The organism is Alistipes sp. An54, assembly GCF_002159375.1.
Classification (GTDB): domain Bacteria; phylum Bacteroidota; class Bacteroidia; order Bacteroidales; family Rikenellaceae; genus Alistipes; species Alistipes megaguti.
On the sequence record NZ_NFIA01000001.1, the window covers coordinates 106425 to 123147 of the forward strand.

Genomic DNA, 16723 nt, shown 5'->3' on the forward strand with positions numbered 1-16723 from the left:
GGGCGCTGCCGGAAGAACAAACCGGCCAGCCACAAACCTCCGCGAAAAGAGATAAAACGACAAAAAACATAAATGTCCATGGAAAGACCTGTTCGGGTGCGCTTCGCACCCAGCCCCACCGGGCCGCTCCACATCGGAGGCGTCCGCACGGCTCTGTACAACTACCTCTTCGCCCGTCAGCACAAGGGCACGATGATCCTCCGCATCGAGGATACCGATTCGCAACGCTTCGTTCCCGGTGCCGAGGAGTATATCCTGGAGTCGCTCAAATGGTGCGGCATCCAGATTGACGAGGGTGTCGGCGTCGGCGGCCCCCACGCCCCCTACCGCCAGAGCGAACGCCGCGAAATCTACCTCAAATACGCCCTGCAGCTCGTCGAGTCGGGCTGGGCCTACTACGCCTTCGATACGGCCGAGGAGCTCGACCGCCTGCGCCATGAGGCCGAGGCCCGCGGCGAGGCTTTCGCCTACAACTGTCAGGTCCGCGAAAAGCTGGCCACCTCGCTGGCCCTCCCGGCCGAGGAGGTTCGGGCCCGCATCGAACGCGGCGACCAGTGGGTCATCCGCTTCAAGATGCCCGAAAACCAGCTGGTCGAGATGGACGACCTGATCCGCGGCCATGTCGAGGTCAACACCTCGACGTTGGACGACAAGGTGCTCTACAAGTCGGCCGATGCGCTGCCCACCTACCACCTGGCCAACATCGTCGACGACCATCTGATGGAGGTTTCGCACGTCATCCGCGGCGAAGAGTGGCTCCCCTCGCTGCCGCTGCACTACCTGCTCTACAAGGCCTTCGGCTGGGAGGCCACGCAGCCCGCCTTCGCCCACCTGCCGCTGCTGCTCAAGCCCACGGGCGGCGGCAAGCTCTCGAAGCGCGACGGCGACAAGATGGGATTCCCCGTCTTCCCGCTCTTCTGGAAGTCGCCCACAACGGGCGAAACCGCCCGCGGATACCGCGAGGACGGCTACTTCCCCGAGGCCTTCATCAACATGCTGGCGCTGCTCGGTTGGAACCCCGGCACCGAGCAGGAGATCTTCTCGATGCAGGAGCTGATCGACAGCTTCTCGCTCGAACGCGTCTCGAAATCCGGAGCCCGCTTCCAGCCCGACAAGGCCAAGTGGTTCAACGCCCAGTACATGCACCACAAGACGGACGCCGAACTGGCCGTTCTCTACCAGCCCATCCTGCGCGAGCACGGCATTGAAGTCTCGGACGAGGTGGCCGGACGTGCCGCCGGCATCATGAAGGAGCGCGCCACGTTCATCACCGATCTCTGGGACCTGACGTCGTTCTTCTTCGTGGCGCCGACCCGGTACGAGGAGAAGCAGACCCGCAAGTACTGGAAAGGAGAGAACCCGGCCATCCTGCGCGAGGTGCGCGAGGTGCTGGCCTCGATCGACGACTTCTCGCTCGAAAACACCGAGCGCATCGTCCACGCCTGGATCGAGGAGAAGGGATACGCCATGGGCCAGGTGATGAACACGCTGCGTCTGGCACTGGTGGGCGCCGGCAAAGGCCCCGGCATGTACGACGTCACGTCGTTCATCGGCAAGGAGGAGTGTCTGCGCCGCATCGACCGCATCCTCGAGGTGCTGCCCCCGGTCGAGTAGCAATCCGAGGGGGGGGGCAGGGCAGACCGGACGGAACAAGGCCGAGCCTTGCTGCCTTGCTGAATGGAACCGGGCCGGACGGAACAAAGCCATGCTGAATGGAACCGGCCGGCCAAATGAAACTGAAACCGCTTAAAACTGCATGAAAAGATGGTCAATATTGAACAGAACGTATGGGGCATGACCCCCGAGGGTGAGGCGATCATCCTCTATACGCTGCGCAACGACCGCGGGGCCGAGGTGCAGCTCTCGAACTTCGGAGCGGCCATCGTCTCCGTGAAGATGCCCGACCGCGAAGGCCGCATGGCCGACGTCGTGCTGGGGTACAAACACCCCGAAGGCTACTTCTTCGACGGTGCGGCCGCCGGCAAGAGCGTCGGCCGCTGCGCCAACCGCATCGCCTACGGCCGCATGACGGTCGAGGGCAAGGAGTACCACCTGGAGATCAACAACGGCGTGAACCACCTCCACGGCGGGACGAAGAACTTCGCCAACCGCGTCTGGGAGAGCCGCGTGGAGACCAACCGCGTGGTGATGGCACTCACGTCGGAGGACGGCGACCAGGGCTACCCCGGCGAGCTGTATGTCGAGGCGGTCTTCGACTTCGACGACGACAACGCCCTGGAGATCACCTACAAGGCCAAGACGACGCAGACGACCGTCGTCAATCTGACGAACCACGTCTACTTCAATCTGGCGGGCGAGTCGAGCGGCTCGGTGCTGGACCACGAACTGCGTCTGAACTGCTCGAAGGTGCTGGAGATGAACGAGCGCCAGATCCCGACGGGCCGGCTGCTCGACGTCGAGGGGACGCCGCAGGATTTCCGCGAGTTCCGCTCGTTCCGCCCGGGCATCGACTCGGAGTTCAACCACATCCGCGACTTCCGCGGCTACGACCACCCGTTCGTCATCGACGGCTGGAAGCCCGATATCCTGGGTGAGGTCGGGACGCTGCGCGAACCGAAATCGGGACGCACGGTGACGGTGCTCACTTCACAGCCCAGCGTGATGATCTATACGGGCAACTGGCTCTCGGGCGGCTGCCCCGAAACCAAGTCGGGAGGCCGCTACGAGGATTATGCCGGTGTGGCGATGGAGTGCCAGAACTACCCCGATGCGGTGAACCATCCGGAGTTCCCCTCGCCGCTGCTCCACCCGGGCGAGCTCTACTGCCAGAAGATCGTCTTCCGCTTCGGCACCTGCTGACGCGGGGCCGACAAGGGGCCGACAAGAGGCCGACAAGGAGCCGATAAGAGGCCGACAAGGAGCCGATAAGGGGCCGACAAGAGGGGGGGGGCCTGAAAAAGATGTCCCAAGCAAAGGGAACCGAATAAGAAGAGGGACGGAATGCAAATTCCGCCCCTCTTCGCATGGAAAGAGTGCAGATCAGCGGGAAAGTCCAATCCCGATCAAAGCGGCAACCGCGAGAAAAAGCATCCATTGACACAATCGCAGATAGTGACGCGCCGACGACCTCTCGATAGCCAGTGACAGAAGCCACCCCAGCGTCCACCCGCCATAAATCAATGCGAGAAACCACTCCAGAACCCTGAAACGAGGAAGCACTCCACTTCCTGACGCCAACAGAAAACCGGATGCCATCAACAGATCCACTCCGATCATCTGCATACCGCAACGCCCCATCAGCCACGCATCGCAGGCCCGGATGCTGTCCCGATCGGGACGGGCCGAGGAATAGAACCGGTTGCCGGCAAACGAATGCACGAAAAAAGCAACGAGTAGCAGCCCTCCGGCTGCCAGCAGCCATCCGTTCATGTTCCCGTCTACAATTTGAGATACAACGACTCGGGCAACCACCGCAGCAGCCAGGCCACCAGTCGCCAGCGACGGGTCACAACCGCCACTCGCCGCCCGCGGAACAGGGCCCGCAGCATCTGATCCACCACCCGATCGACGGGCATCACCCAAAAGAGCCCCTCGCCGCGAGCCATCGCCGTATCGACCAGTCCCGGACGGAGGTCCACCACCCGAACGCCCGAAGCGGTCTTTGCCGCCCGTTGGCGCAACCCCTCGGCATAGTTGATCTGATAAGCCTTCGAAGCGTTATAGGCCGGCGCCGCACCGCTTCCGCGCAATCCGCCCACCGACGTGACAACCGCAAGGCACCCCTTACCGCAGCTTTCGAACCGGCGGTAGGCCCAGTCGACCACAGCCGTCCAACCGCGCACGTTGGTCTCGATGGCCGGCTCCTCGAGGGCGAAATCCAGCGACGGATTCAATTCGCCCGTCCCCGAGCAGACGACACAAAGATCCATCCCGCCCAGTCGTTCAACCAACTCCGACAACGCCTGTAGACACTCCGCCGGATACGTGACATCGGCCTCGGCATACAAGATATTCGCGGGAGCACTCTCAGCCAGTTCACGAAGCAAGGCCCCGCGACGCCCGACGGCCCCGACCCGCCATCCGGCGGCCGCAAGCCGTTCGGCAAGGCCCCGTCCAATCCCGGACGTGGCCCCGATAATGACAACCTGTTTCATGCGGGCAAAGATAGAAAAGGCTGCCGGAGAGGAAGTTGATCGAAATCAAGAAATGCGGGCGGTCACCGGATGCGGCGACGGATACGGCTCAGGGTCTCGGGACGAACCCGCAGATAGGAGGCCAGTTCCTTGAGGGAAACAAGATTCAACAGATCGGGACAACGGCGCAGCAGAGCCTCATAGCGCTCCTGCGGCGAGGTGACGTAACATTGCAACAGCCGTTCGTAGACCTCGGCCAGCAGATGTTCGGCCAGTCGGCGTCCCAACCGCTCGTGGGCCGCATCCGCCGCGTAAAAGGAGGCCAGACGCCCGTAGTCAAGACACCACACCCGGCTTTCGCACATGGCCTCGATCCCGACCCACGACCGCTGACCATTGCTCATCGAAATATAGTCGCCGACAAACTCCTCCGAAAAGGAATACCCTACCACCGGGGCATCCCCTTCGGCTGTCAGATGCACGTAACGGAAGGCACCGTTCTCGACCAGCCCGCAACAAGGGTTGTGTTCGTCCTGCCGGGCCAGCAGCTCTCCCGGAAGAAAGAGTCGGCTGTGGCCCTCCGTCCGGAAAAATTCGGCCAGCGGAGCAAATTCCGCAACCGTTATGTAATGATTGAAATCCATCGGAGGGCAAGATACGATTTTTTTGGCACACGGATTGCTCTTACGGCCGGTAAATTGAAACAATCAAACCTTTAATCGGAACAAACATGAAAAGACTGCTCCTCTCTCTGACTCTGCTGGCCCTCGTGACCGCAGGATTCTCCGGGTGCTCCAAACAGCGCCAATGGAACCACGAACAACGAAAGGCCATGCGCGAAGCCCTGCGCTCGTATCGCCAGATGGTCTACCTCGACGACCTGACCGATGCCGAATTCGGGCTCTTCTCCGACGCGGTCGCCGGAACGCTCGAAAATGCCTACCCCGTCTACGTGGAGTTTATCCAGATGGAGGGCGTCGACGATACGGTCGACATGGTCGTCGTGACCGAAATCGTCGACGAACTCAACGCCGATGCCCGCAACATGCGCCACATCTTCCCCTACAACGTCCTCGTGGCTCAGGGAATTCTGCCCCAGGGGCTCGACCACGACCAGCTCAAGGCCTTCTACAACTGTCTGGCCACAAAGGTCAACAACACCTACTCCTCGATAGGGCAGTTCTTCAACGCCATTCTGGCCGACACGACCGACCTCTCGCAGATCAGTCAGCTGGAGAGCCAGTGCGCCAACGATCTCTTCAACTGGGAGGTGACCGAGATCGACATCACCGAGACCGTTACGCCCGCCGCCGGGGCATCCGCAACCTCGGCTCAGCCCGCCGCAACGGCCTCGTCCAACAACGCCCGATAACGGCTCCGCACATACAAAAAGAGGGCTTCCGAGGCATCTCGGAAGCCCTCTTTTGCAGGTATCCCGCCCGTGGCTACCGGTCGGCGAAGAGCGATCGGGCAATGCCCATCTCCAGTCCGCGCAACTCGGCCAGTCCGCGCAGGCGGCCCAGACACGAATAACCCGGATTGGTCCGCTTGTGCAGGTCGTCGATCATCTGGTGGCCGTGGTCCGGACGCATCGGGATCGAGATCCGGCGGCGCTGTTCGACCTCGAGCAGCGCCTTCATCACCTCGTACATCGGCACGTCGCCTTCGAGGTGGTTCGCCTCGTAGAAGTTGCCCTCGGCATCATGCTGCGTCGAACGCAGGTGGACAAAGTTCACGCGGTCGCCCCAGCGGCGCATCATCCCCGGCAGGTCGTTCTTCGGCGAGACGCCCAGCGAACCCGTGCAGAGGCACAATCCGTTCGAGGCGTTCGGAACGGCCTCGACCAACTTCCGAAAATCCTCCTCCGTGGAGAGGATGCGCGGAAGGCCGAGAATCGGGAACGGCGGATCGTCCGGATGGATGGCCAGCACCGATTCCACCTCGTCGGCCACGGGCGTCACCTCGCGCAGGAAGGCGATCAGATGCTCGCGCAGCACCTCGGCCGTCACCCCCTTGTAGCGGTCAAGCTCGTGCTGGAACTGCTCCAGCGTGAAGCTCTCCTCCGAACCCGGCAGTCCGGCAATCATGTTGCGCGTCAGGAGTTCGATCTCGGCGGCATCCATCCGTTCGTAACGCGCCCGGGCCGCGGCACACTCCTCCTCGGTGTACTCCTTTTCGGCTCCGGGACGCTTCAGGATGAAGAGGTCGAAGGCCACGTAGGCCGCCCGCTCGAAGCGCAGGGCCCGCGATCCGTCGGGCAGTTCGTAGGCCAGGTTCGTGCGCGTCCAGTCCAACACCGGCATGAAGTTGTACGTGATGACGTGGATGCCGCACGCGGCCAGGTTGCGGATCGACTGCTTGTAGTTCTCGATATAGGGCTGGAAGTTGCCCGTGCGGGTCTTGATGTGCTCGTGGACCGGGATGCTCTCCACGACGGACCACGTGAGACCGGCATCGGCAATCAGCTGCTGACGGCGGCGGATCTCTTCGACGGGCCACACCTCGCCGTTGGGAATGTGATGCAGGGCATGGACGATATCGGTAGCTCCGGCCTGACGGATATCGGCGAGGCTGACGGGATCATTCGGCCCGTACCAACGCCACGACTGTTTGCAAAGATACATGTTTTCTGGATTTGGGGAGGGCCCGCCTGCCGCGGCTTCCGGACCGATACGGCCGGCAAGGGCTCCTCCGGGATTCGTGTTTCAGATCGAGAAGGCGTCGAAGCCGCCGTCGACAACGGCCAGCGCGCCGGTCACAAACGACGATGCGTCGCTGATCAGGTAGTGGATCGTGCCGAGCAGCTCCTCGGGTTCGGCAAAGCGGCCCGCCGGCGTATGGGCGATGATCGTCCGCGCGCGGTCGGTATACGAGCCGTCGGGGTTGGTCAGCAGCGTGCGGTTCTGGTTCGTCAGCAGGAAGCCCGGAACGATGGCGTTCACGCGCATCTCGGGGCTGAACTTCATGGCCAGTTCGGCGGCCATGTACTTCGTATAGTTGGCAATGGCGGCCTTGGCGGCGCCGTAGCCCACCACGCGCGTCAGCGGACGAAGCGCCGATTCGGAGCAGAAGTTGACGATGACACCCTTCCGGCGGGCCGTCATCGCCTCGCCGAAGACCGTCGTCGGAAGCACCGTGCCGAAGAGGTTCAGATCCACCACCTTCCTGAAGGCGTCGACCTCCAGGTCGAGGAACGACTTGTCGGGAGCGATCGTGGCTCCGCCCATGTTGCCGCCGGCGGCGTTCAGCAACACGTCGATGTGGTCGTAGGCCTTCAGAATGGCGTCGCGATTGGCCTCGAGCGCCTCGCGGTTCAGCACGTCGGTGGTCAGGAACAGCGCCTCACCGCCCTTCCCGCGGATCGACGACACCAGCTCCGAGCCGGCCTTCTCGTCACGGTCCAGCACGACGACTTTCGCCCCCTGCTCGGCCAGGTAGGCACAGATCGAACGTCCCAGAATACCGGCTCCGCCCGTCACGACAACCACACGGTCGCGAATGTCAAAAAGATTTTTCATGATCGGTTCAATTGATATTGTTGGTATAGTACGAAATATTCTCGCGCAGCAGAATGTCGATCGGCAGGTTGTTGACCGCCGCCGGACGACGCCCCTCGACCAGCCATCCGCACAACGCCATCACCCCGCAATAACCCTGCATCCCGGGGCGTTGGGCCACGAGGGCGGTGACCACCCCCTCCTCGAGCATCCGCCGGTTGCGGGCGATCACATCGTAGCCCACCAGCCGCACGTCGGTACGCTGCCGGGCTGCCAGGTAGCCGCCCAGAATGTAGCAGGTCGAATTGAAGGTCACGGCGCCGGCAATCGATCGATGGCAGTCAAACAGTTCGTCGAGCATGCGAGCATTGTGCGCCCCGTCGTCCAGACGCAGCGACACATGGTGCAGGATTCCGCGAAAATCGTGGCGCGCAAGATAGTCCCGAAAGCCACGCTCACGCTCGCGGCACTGGTTCGAGCCGCCGTCTCCGTGATGGAGAATCCGTCCCACGACGATGTCGGCCCCGGGATCCAGCCGCTCGAAAAGCAGACGCGCCGCCACCACCCCGGCATCGAACGACGAGGTGCCGTAGTAAGCCAGCCGGTGGCACTCCGGCAGATCGGAATCGACAAAGACATAGGGAATCTCCCGCCGGTCGAGCTCCTCGGCAAAGGGGATGACCCGCTCGGCAAAGAGCGTGGCCAGAAGCACACCGTCGAAGGACTCCGCCCGCAGCCGTTCGAGCAGCGCATCGAACGACGTCCGGTCGTACTGATCGAAATAAAAGCGGTGCACCTCGACGTTGTAACGCCGCGCCTCGGCCTCGGCCCGGGCGATGCCCGCCTCGAAGTCGGCCCAGTAATCGCCCTCGGCAAAACGGGGCATCACCACGGCCACCGCGTACCGACGTCCCGAAGCCAGCGAACGCGCAATCAGATTCGGACGGTAGTCGACCCGTTCGAGCACCTCCCGGATCCGGGCCAGATTCCCGGCCGAGACCTTGCCGCGGTTGTGGATCACGCGGTCGACCGTTGCCGTCGATACGCCCGCCATCCGGGCGATGTCGACGATCCGCACCGTCGCCACGGCTCCGCCATCCCCGGACGGCTTCATCGTTGCGTCCGACGTCCTCGCCCCGGACCGGTCCCGTTCCGAAGGGGTCGGGGCGGCCGGCCGCGTCTTCGTCGGCGACGCGTCTCTCTCCGAGGGGATATCTTCGTGTTCGCGCTGCATGATCGTGTGCTTCGGATCTTGGGATCCGCGGTCCGACAAAAGTAGGTACTTTTTTCGAAAATCGCAAGTGTGTGCGCACACACTTATGATTTTGAGCAAAAAAAAAAAAATCCGACCCGCAGGTCGGATTTCATGGACGGAGCCAAAAGGGTCGATGCCGCCTCAGGTGCCAGGCATCCCGATGGTCCCACCCTCCGGAAGGCCGGTCGCGAGCCGCACTGAAGCCTTGGATGAGGCTACGCCGGATGCTTCAACCCCGGGAAGTCGGGCGACACGACGATGCGGATGGCCCGGTGGAGGATCGAGAACTCGAGCGGCGTATGGCCCAGCGGTTCGCCGTCGATCTCGACCGAGACCTCGGGCGACGACTCGATGCGGATGTGGCTGCCCCGCTCCTGAAGGATGTGGCGGATGCGGTAGATCCCGCCGTTGAAGAGGTAGTGGAAGCGGAAGAGCACATGCCAGAAATGGATCGGGCGGATGAGCGAAAGGTCCAGAATGCCGTCGTCGGCAATGGCCGCCGGAAGGGGCTGCATGCCGCCGCCGTTGAACTTGCAGATGCCCACGGCCGCCGACAGCAGCAGGTTGTTGTAAACCAGCCGGTCGTCGACCCACACCTTGATGCCCGTCGACTTGTAGCGGAAGAAGTTCTTCACCACGCACCACGTATAGCGCCAGCGGCTCTTGTGGCCCTTCTTCTTCAGGTGGGAGAGCTTGCGCACGACGTGGGCGTCGAATCCTACGCCGGCCACATTGGCCATGTAGCGGCTCTGGCGGTAGTGGGCCTCCTCGTACGAAACCACCCCGACGTCCTGCAGGAACGAACACCCGGCGCTGATCGCCCGCACGGCATCCTGATAGCGGTTCGAGATGCCGAACGTACGCACCCAGTCGTTGCCCGTACCGACGGCAACGACGGCCAGCAGCACCTCGTCCGGACACACCGTCTGCTGGATGAAGAGGCCGTTGACCACCTCATGCAGCGTACCGTCGCCACCGACGGCGATGATTCGCCGGTAGCCCTCGCGCACGGCCGTCACGGTCAGCTCCGTGGCGTGGAACTTGTGCTCCGTGAAGACCGGTTCGCAGACGATATGCGCATCGCGCAACAGTTTCGAGATCTGCGGAAAGTGATCGAGCCCGCGGCCGCCGCCGGCCACGGGATTGACGATCACGAACCACTTGTCGGACTGTACGGCCACCTCGACGCTACTTTTCGGGGATGTGACGCAGCGTGTCGGTCAGGAAGTCGTAGAACTTCACGACCGAGGCGATCTCCACCTTCTCGTCCGGCGAGTGGGGATAGCAGATCGTCGGACCGAACGAGATCATGTCCAGACCCGGATAGTTGCTGCCGATGATGCCGCACTCCAGTCCGGCGTGGATGGCCGTCACGTGGGGTTTCCGACCGAAGAGACGCTCGTAAGAGGCGGTCATCGCCTTCAGGATCGGCGACGACATGTCGGGATTCCAGCCGTCGTACTCGCCCGTCAGCTCGGTCTGTGCGCCGGCCAGGGCAAACAGCGCCTCGATGGCCTCGCCCAGGGCGCGCTTCTCGCTGCGCACCGAACTGCGCAGCAGGCACTGCAGCTTCACCGTGCGGCCGTCCGAAACCACGCGGGCCAGGTTCGTCGAGGTCTGAACCAGCCCCTCCATCGCCTTCGACATCTTCTGCACGCCGTCCGGACAGGCCACCACGGCACGTACCAGCGCATCGGCCGTCTTCGCAGGCATCATGCCGGCCGGACGTCCGCACTCCCCGGCAAACATCTCGATCGAATCCTCGATGCCGGCATATTCGGCCGCAATGACCTCCCGGTAGGCGGCCAGCGCCTCGGTGAAGGTCCCCAGTTCCTCGGTCGGGACGAGCACCGTCGCCTCGGCCTCACGCGGAATGGCGTTGCGCAGCCCGCCGCCGTCGACCGACGCCAGCAGCACCTCGCACGGAGCCTCGTTCAGGAAGCGGAACAGCACCTTGTTGGCATTCGCCCGCTGGCAGACGATCTGGATGCCCGAGTGGCCGCCCTTGAGCCCCTTGACCGTCACCTTCACGGCCGAGTAGTCCTCCGCCGGGGTCGGCACCTCGGCGTAGTCGAAGAGCATGTTGGCGTCCAGTCCGCCGGCGCACCCCACGTAGAGTTCACCCTCGGTCTCCGAATCGAGGTTGAGCAGGATGTCGCCCTGCAGCAGTCCGCCCTTCAGTCCGAAGGCACCGTCCATGCCGGTCTCCTCCGTGGCCGTAAAAAGCGCCTCGAGCGGTCCGTGCTGCAGCGTGTCGTCCTCGAGCACGGCCAGAATCGCGGCCACGCCGATGCCGTCGTCGGCCCCGAGCGTCGTGCCGTCGGCCGTCACCCACTCACCGTCGATATAGGCGTCGATCGGGTCCTTCGTGAAGTCGAAGACCTTGTCGTTGTTCTTCTGCGGAACCATGTCCAGATGGGCCTGCAGAACGACCCCCTTGCGGTTCTCCCAGCCCGGCGTGGCCGCCTTGCGCACGTAGACGTTGTGCGCCTCGTCCTCGTGAGCCTCCAGGCCCAGTTTGTGCGCCGTGTCAAGCACGTAGCGGCGGATCTGCTCCTCGTGCGACGAGGGGCGCGGGATGCGGACGATCTCCGCGAAATGTTTCCAGACCAGTGTCGGCTTCAGTGCCGTCAGATTGCGATCCATAGTTTTCGGGATTTATTCGTTTTTGGTTTTTGAATGATTGTTCGTTTCGTGTTCGTCGGACTCGGCGGCCGCCTTGCGGTCGAAGGCCTCGACGATGTACTTGACCAGCGGGTGGCGCACGATGTCGCGTTTGTCAAACTCCACGATGCCGATTCCATCGACACCGCGCAGGATCTCCATCGCACGCACCAGTCCGCTGTCCGACTTCTTCGGAAGGTCGACCTGCGTCACGTCGCCCGTGACGATGAAGCGCGCGTTGCGCCCCATGCGCGTCAGAAACATCTTGATCTGCGACAGGGTGGTGTTCTGCGCCTCGTCCAGAATGACGAAGGCGTTGTCCAGCGTACGGCCACGCATGTAGGCCAGCGGCGCGATCTGAACGGTCCCCTCCTCGAGGTACTTCTGCAGTTTGGCGGGCGGGATCATGTCGTTCAGCGCATCGTACAGCGGCTGCAGATAGGGGTCCAGCTTCTCCTTCATGTCGCCCGGCAGGAAGCCCAGCTTCTCGCCCGCCTCGACGGCCGGACGCGTCAGGATGATGCGCCGCACCTGCCGCTCCTTCAGGGCCCGCACGGCCAGCGCTATGGCCGTATAGGTCTTGCCCGAACCCGCAGGCCCCACGGCAAACAGCAGATCGTCCTTATCATAGAGCTTGACCAGCCGCTGCTGGTTCACGGTCCGCGCCCGGACGATGTTGCCGTTGTTGCCGTAGACGATCACATCCTTGTCCACGGGACCCTCCTCCTGGAGCGAGGCCCCCGAGAAGCACTGGTCGATGACCTGCGACGAGATATGACCGTACTTGAGGTAATAGGCCACCAGCGCGTCGATGCGTTTGGCAAAGCGGCGCGTCTCGGCCTCCGGGCCCAGCACCTTGAGCGACGACCCCCGCGCCACGATCTTCAGCGCCGGATGCAGCGACTTGATCTGATCCAGATAGGCGTCCTGCGGGCCGTAGAGCTCCCGCGGATCGACCCCTTCGATGAGTATCTCCTTACCGACTGTCTCCGTCATAGGCCATCAGAAGATATAACCGACGCTGAGCGCCACGTTGTAGGTACGGAGTTTGTCCAGCTGGCGGCCGTCCGGAAGCACCACGTCGTGCTTGCTGCGGAACTGGCCGTTGTAGCGCACGTCGACCAGCAGGTGGCGCAGCAGCACCACCCCGGCACCGACGGTGTACGACACCGACGGACGGATCCGCCCGAAATCGAGCAGATCGCCGCCCGACTTCTGCTTGCAGTCGTTCATCACCGTGAAGACCGGTCCGGCGTAGATGCTCAGCGGACTGAGCAGGCGGAACGACGCCAGCACCGGCACGTCGATCGAATTCGACTTCAGGTTCAGCTCGCCGCCCCCTTCGGGACGGATGCGCAGCCCCTGCCGCACGTAGAGGATCTGCGGCTCGACGGCGAAGGCGCCCAGCTTGACGGCCGTGACGATACCGGCCTGCCAGCCCATTTTGTTGCGGATGTCCGTGGCATCCATGTTCGTCGTATAGTCGGGGATGTTGATACCCCCGATCACGCCCCACTCCACCAACGTGCGGGGGCGTTGTGCCGCAGCACTCCCGGCCGAGCCGGCCAGCAGCAGCGTCAAGAGGATTTTCAGCAGTTTGTTCATAGTCATTTTTCGTTTTTGTCCCGCCCGAGGCGGATTGCCGCCCAAAGCATGTAGGCCAGGCAGACCGTCACAAAGATCATTCCCGCATGAGGGTTCCCCGTCACACGGATCACCGCCCCGCACACCGGCCCCGAGACGGCTCCGGCCGCAATGGCGAGGATCATCAGTCCGGCCACCTCGTTGGCCCGCTCCGGCACGGCCTTCGTCGCCACGGCGTAGAACGTGGCGAAGACGCACGCCATCACGAAGCCCAGCACCCCGACGGCCGCATAGATCGCCGCCTCGTTGCGCACGAAGATCAGCGCCACGGCCAGCACCAAGCCCACGGCCATGTTCCAGGCCAGGTACTTCACGTCGGAGAAGCGCACGAGCACCCACGCCCCGACGAGCGTTCCGACAATACGGCAGGCGTAGAAGCCCGTCGTCGTAAGGATCGACGAGGGGTTGTCGATCAGCCGCACGGAGAGGTATCCGATGGCCACGTCGCCGGCAATGAAGCAGGCCATGCCCAGCGCCGAGAGCAAGACACGGCGGTTCTTCAGCAGGCGGAAGCACTCCGCCAGTCCGGCGGTCCGTTCGCTGCGCGGCGGTTCGGGGATCGCCGTCAGCTGCAGCCACACGCCTCCGACGACGGTCAGTCCGGCGTAGATCGGCAGCAGCAGCCGCCACGAGCCCGTCCACGCCACAAGCGCGGTCACCAGCGGCGCCAGCAGCAACAGCGACGTGTTGCGGAAGATCTGCCCGACGGTCAGGTAGCTGGTCATCCGCTCGCCGGGGACGATCGTCGCCAGCAGCGGGTTGACGGCCACCTGCACGAACGTATTGCCGATGCCCAGCAGGCCGAATCCGACGAAATACCACCTCAGCAGACACGCGGCACCCGCCGCCCAGGGGATCATCAGTCCCGCAAAGGTGAGGGCATAACCCGCCAGCGCCGTCGCCTTGCGCCCCCAGCGGTTCATCAGTGCCGCAACGGGGGTCGAGAGCACCAGAAACCACAGGAAGACCATCGTCGGGAGAAAGCTCACGGCCGTCTGCTCCTCGGGGGGAAAATCCGCGGCGATACGCCCCGTAATGGGGGCCACCAGGTCGCAGAATCCCATGATGAAGAAGCCCGCCAGAACGGGGCACAACAACCGGGCGGAGATCGGGGTACGGTTCGTCATGCGTTGTTGTTTACGTTGTTCGATTCTTCAAAGTTACGTTTTTTTCCGGAAAAACGCACTCCGCCGTGCGATTATTTCTCCCCGGGGATCCTCCGTACGGGCGTTTTTCGGCACGAAAGGCTGTCCCGGCACCGGTTTTTCCCCGGCGGCCAAGGCTTCTCCATCGAACGAAAGTCGCTGTCCGTCACCTGGAAAAGCCCCGCATCCGCCACCGGCAGCCGACTCCCCGGTGTCGGTCCGGCGACAAATCCCGCTCGGGAGCTTGTTTTTCCGCGCATTTTTTCCTATATTTGTTCTAAACTTGCAGTCGACTCATCCGATCATGTATCTGTTCGCCCACATAGACTTCTCGCTGCCGCTCGAAGACCCGATCCTCAAGTTCCTGCTGATTCTGGTCATCATCCTGGCAGCCCCGCTGCTGCTCAACAAGCTCAAGATCCCCTATCTGCTGGGGCTCATCATCGCCGGCGCGGTGATCGGCCCCCACGGCCTGAACCTCGTGCTGCGCGACAGCAGCATCATCCTCTCCGGAACGGCCGGCCTGCTCTACATCATGTTCCTCTCGGGGCTGGACATGGACATGTCCGACTTCCGCCACAACAGCTGGCGAAGCCTCGTCTTCGGTCTCTACACCTTCTGCGTCCCGCTCCTGCTGGGTATCCTGGCCGGATACTACGTCCTCGGATTCTCGATCTACTCGTCGATCCTGCTCGCCGGACTCTTCGCCTCGCAGACCCTGATCGCCTACCCCATCGTCAGCAAACTCGGCATCGCCCGCGACAAGGCCGTCACCATCGCCGTCGGCGGCACGGTCATCACCGACACGCTCGCCCTGCTGCTGCTCACGGTCATCGTCGGCATGGCCACGGGAAACGTCAACGAGATGTTCTGGTGGCAGCTGGCCGGCTCGGTGGCCCTCTGCATCGCCATCATCGTCTTCGTATTCCCGATCATCGCCCACTGGTTCTTCAAGCAGGTCAGCGACAACATCTCGCAGTACATCTTCGTCCTGGCGATGGTCTTCCTCGGGTCGTTCCTCGCCCAGCTGGCCGGCCTCGAACCCATCATCGGCGCCTTCCTCTCGGGAATCGCCCTCAACCGGCTGATCCCCCGCACCTCGCCGCTGATGAACCGCATCGAATTCGTCGGCAACGCCATCTTCATCCCCTTCTTCCTGATCGGCGTCGGCATGCTGATCGACTACCGCGCCTTCTTCCGCGACTGGGAGAGCCTCGAGGTGGCCGCCGTGATGATCGTGCTGATCACCGCCGCCAAGTTCATCGCCGCCTGGCTCACGCAGAAGAGCTTCCGCCTCTCGCGCGACCAGCGTACGGTGATCTTCGGCCTGAGTTCGGCCCACGTCGCCGCCACGCTCGCCGCCGTGATGGTGGGCTACAACGTCATCCTCGGCCATACGCCCGACGGCGAGCCGATCCGCCTGCTCAACGAGAGCGTCCTCAACGGCACGATCCTGATGATCCTGGCCACGTGCACCGTCTCGACCTTCGCCACGCAGCGCGGCGCCCACAACATCGCCGTGCGCCAGACCCGTCCCGATACGGACGAAAAGAGCGCCAAGGTCGAGGAGCACCTGCTGATCCCCGTAGCCAACGAGCAGACGGTCGAGGAGCTCGTCTCGCTGAGCGTCATGCTCAAGCGCGCCAAGGAGCCCGGCGGACGCCTCTACGCCCTGCACGCCATCGACAACCAGGTCGAGGACCCCTCGGCCGAAAAACGGGCCGAGAAGCTCCTCGAAACCGCTGCCACGACGGCCGCCGCCAGCGATATCTATCTCCAGGAGCTGATGCGCTACGACGTCAACATATCGAATGCCATCGTCAGCGTGAGCCGCGAGCGCAACATCACCGACATCATTATGGGTATGCACCAGATGCCTCACTCAATGCCGGGACTGCCGGTTCTGCCGGGCATCTCCGGAGCTTCGGGCCCCGGCATCGGCAAGATGACCGCAGACGTACTGATGCAGAGCAACCTGACCACCTTCATCTACCATCCCGTACAGCCGCTGGCCACCATCAAGCGCCACCTGATCGTCGTTCCCGAGAAGGCCGAACAGGAGGCCGGCTTCAAGTTATGGCTGCGCCGGATCCGGCTGCTGGCCGAGAACTCCGGAGCGAAAGTTTCGCTGCTGGCCCCCGAATCGACGCTGGCCTACCTCCGCCCGCGGGAACGCAGACGCCCGGCCAACATCGACTACGTCCCCTTCACGCAGTGGGACGACCTGCCCTCGCTTGGACACGACATGCGCGACGACGACTGTCTGTGGTTCGTCATGAGTCGCCGCGACCGCGTCTCCTACCACCCCTCGATGGGCCGCATCCCGGCCTATCTGGAGCACCACTTCGCCGGCTACAGCTCCGTACTGCTCTACCCCGTGCAGGCCGGCGACACCGAGAGCCGCTACATCCGGGTATAGTTTTG

The 16723-nt window shown here is 63.2% G+C and carries 15 protein-coding genes; 4 read left to right on the top strand and 11 right to left on the bottom strand.

Annotation, left to right across the window (positions count from 1 at the left end):
* Positions 1–78: 78 nt before the first annotated feature.
* Both gltX and B5G09_RS00395 read left to right on the top strand, forming a co-directional pair.
* On the top strand, positions 79–1614 hold the full coding sequence (gene gltX, locus B5G09_RS00390) for a glutamate--tRNA ligase (protein ID WP_087403576.1): 1536 nt from the start codon (positions 79–81) through the stop codon (positions 1612–1614).
* 150 nt (positions 1615–1764) lie between these two features.
* On the top strand, positions 1765–2820 hold the full coding sequence (locus tag B5G09_RS00395) for an aldose epimerase family protein (protein WP_087308970.1): 1056 nt from the start codon (positions 1765–1767) through the stop codon (positions 2818–2820).
* A gap of 180 nt (positions 2821–3000) precedes the next feature.
* Here B5G09_RS00395 and B5G09_RS00400 read toward each other — a convergent pair whose 3' ends face one another.
* From B5G09_RS00400 to B5G09_RS00410, 3 genes are all read right to left on the bottom strand, one after another.
* Positions 3001–3390, bottom strand: coding sequence for a hypothetical protein (locus B5G09_RS00400; protein WP_087403577.1), 390 nt, complete (start codon positions 3388–3390; stop codon positions 3001–3003).
* An 8-nt stretch (positions 3391–3398) separates the two neighbouring features.
* Complete coding sequence (locus tag B5G09_RS00405; RefSeq protein ID WP_087403578.1) at positions 3399–4115, bottom strand: SDR family NAD(P)-dependent oxidoreductase; 717 nt, start codon at positions 4113–4115, stop codon at positions 3399–3401.
* A gap of 62 nt (positions 4116–4177) precedes the next feature.
* Positions 4178–4738, bottom strand: a complete 561-nt coding sequence (locus B5G09_RS00410) for a Crp/Fnr family transcriptional regulator (RefSeq protein WP_087403579.1) — start codon at positions 4736–4738, stop codon at positions 4178–4180.
* An 86-nt stretch (positions 4739–4824) separates the two neighbouring features.
* On the opposite strand from B5G09_RS00410, the gene B5G09_RS00415 reads away from it, so the two are divergent.
* Positions 4825–5466, top strand: a complete 642-nt coding sequence (locus B5G09_RS00415; RefSeq protein WP_087403580.1) for a hypothetical protein — start codon at positions 4825–4827, stop codon at positions 5464–5466.
* A 73-nt stretch (positions 5467–5539) separates the two neighbouring features.
* On the opposite strand, the gene uxuA is transcribed toward B5G09_RS00415, so the two are convergent.
* The 8 genes from uxuA to B5G09_RS00455 all read right to left on the bottom strand — a co-directional run bounded on the left by uxuA (position 5540) and on the right by B5G09_RS00455 (position 14281).
* Entirely contained in the window at positions 5540–6718 is a 1179-nt protein-coding gene (uxuA, locus tag B5G09_RS00420) for a mannonate dehydratase (protein ID WP_087403581.1), read from the bottom strand.
* An 81-nt stretch (positions 6719–6799) separates the two neighbouring features.
* Positions 6800–7612 (bottom strand): SDR family oxidoreductase, encoded by an 813-nt coding sequence (locus B5G09_RS00425; RefSeq protein WP_087403582.1) that lies wholly within the window; start codon positions 7610–7612, stop codon positions 6800–6802.
* A gap of 7 nt (positions 7613–7619) precedes the next feature.
* Positions 7620–8705 (bottom strand): LacI family DNA-binding transcriptional regulator, encoded by a 1086-nt coding sequence (locus tag B5G09_RS00430; protein ID WP_087403860.1) that lies wholly within the window; start codon positions 8703–8705, stop codon positions 7620–7622.
* Positions 8706–9061: 356 nt separating this feature from the next.
* On the bottom strand, positions 9062–10027 hold the full coding sequence (locus B5G09_RS00435) for a diacylglycerol kinase family protein (protein ID WP_087308964.1): 966 nt from the start codon (positions 10025–10027) through the stop codon (positions 9062–9064).
* 7 nt (positions 10028–10034) lie between these two features.
* Positions 10035–11492, bottom strand: a complete 1458-nt coding sequence (locus tag B5G09_RS00440) for an aminoacyl-histidine dipeptidase (RefSeq protein ID WP_087403583.1) — start codon at positions 11490–11492, stop codon at positions 10035–10037.
* Positions 11493–11504: 12 nt separating this feature from the next.
* Positions 11505–12506 (bottom strand): PhoH family protein, encoded by a 1002-nt coding sequence (locus B5G09_RS00445; RefSeq protein WP_087308962.1) that lies wholly within the window; start codon positions 12504–12506, stop codon positions 11505–11507.
* A gap of 6 nt (positions 12507–12512) precedes the next feature.
* Complete coding sequence (locus tag B5G09_RS00450) at positions 12513–13115, bottom strand: outer membrane beta-barrel protein (protein WP_087403584.1); 603 nt, start codon at positions 13113–13115, stop codon at positions 12513–12515.
* Positions 13116–13117: 2 nt separating this feature from the next.
* Entirely contained in the window at positions 13118–14281 is a 1164-nt protein-coding gene (locus B5G09_RS00455; protein ID WP_087403585.1) for an MFS transporter, read from the bottom strand.
* Between the two features lie 322 nt (positions 14282–14603).
* Here B5G09_RS00455 and B5G09_RS00460 point away from each other — a divergent pair, with 322 nt between their 5' ends.
* Positions 14604–16718, top strand: coding sequence for a cation:proton antiporter (locus B5G09_RS00460; RefSeq protein ID WP_087403586.1), 2115 nt, complete (start codon positions 14604–14606; stop codon positions 16716–16718).
* Positions 16719–16723 lie beyond the last annotated feature (5 nt).

Excerpts from the sequence above, each read along its gene's own strand:
- gltX (WP_087403576.1), top strand. The coding sequence starts at position 79 with ATGGAAAGACCTGTTCGGGTGCGCTTCGCACCCAGCCCCACCGGGCCG.
- B5G09_RS00395 (WP_087308970.1), top strand. The coding sequence starts at position 1,765 with ATGGTCAATATTGAACAGAACGTATGGGGCATGACCCCCGAGGGTGAG.
- B5G09_RS00400 (WP_087403577.1), bottom strand. The coding sequence starts at position 3,390 with ATGAACGGATGGCTGCTGGCAGCCGGAGGGCTGCTACTCGTTGCTTTT.
- B5G09_RS00405 (WP_087403578.1), bottom strand. The coding sequence starts at position 4,115 with ATGAAACAGGTTGTCATTATCGGGGCCACGTCCGGGATTGGACGGGGC.
- B5G09_RS00410 (WP_087403579.1), bottom strand. The coding sequence starts at position 4,738 with ATGGATTTCAATCATTACATAACGGTTGCGGAATTTGCTCCGCTGGCC.
- B5G09_RS00415 (WP_087403580.1), top strand. The coding sequence starts at position 4,825 with ATGAAAAGACTGCTCCTCTCTCTGACTCTGCTGGCCCTCGTGACCGCA.
- uxuA (WP_087403581.1), bottom strand. The coding sequence starts at position 6,718 with ATGTATCTTTGCAAACAGTCGTGGCGTTGGTACGGGCCGAATGATCCC.
- B5G09_RS00425 (WP_087403582.1), bottom strand. The coding sequence starts at position 7,612 with ATGAAAAATCTTTTTGACATTCGCGACCGTGTGGTTGTCGTGACGGGC.
- B5G09_RS00430 (WP_087403860.1), bottom strand. The coding sequence starts at position 8,705 with ATGAAGCCGTCCGGGGATGGCGGAGCCGTGGCGACGGTGCGGATCGTC.
- B5G09_RS00440 (WP_087403583.1), bottom strand. The coding sequence starts at position 11,492 with ATGGATCGCAATCTGACGGCACTGAAGCCGACACTGGTCTGGAAACAT.
- B5G09_RS00445 (WP_087308962.1), bottom strand. The coding sequence starts at position 12,506 with ATGACGGAGACAGTCGGTAAGGAGATACTCATCGAAGGGGTCGATCCG.
- B5G09_RS00450 (WP_087403584.1), bottom strand. The coding sequence starts at position 13,115 with ATGAACAAACTGCTGAAAATCCTCTTGACGCTGCTGCTGGCCGGCTCG.
- B5G09_RS00455 (WP_087403585.1), bottom strand. The coding sequence starts at position 14,281 with ATGACGAACCGTACCCCGATCTCCGCCCGGTTGTTGTGCCCCGTTCTG.
- B5G09_RS00460 (WP_087403586.1), top strand. The coding sequence starts at position 14,604 with ATGTATCTGTTCGCCCACATAGACTTCTCGCTGCCGCTCGAAGACCCG.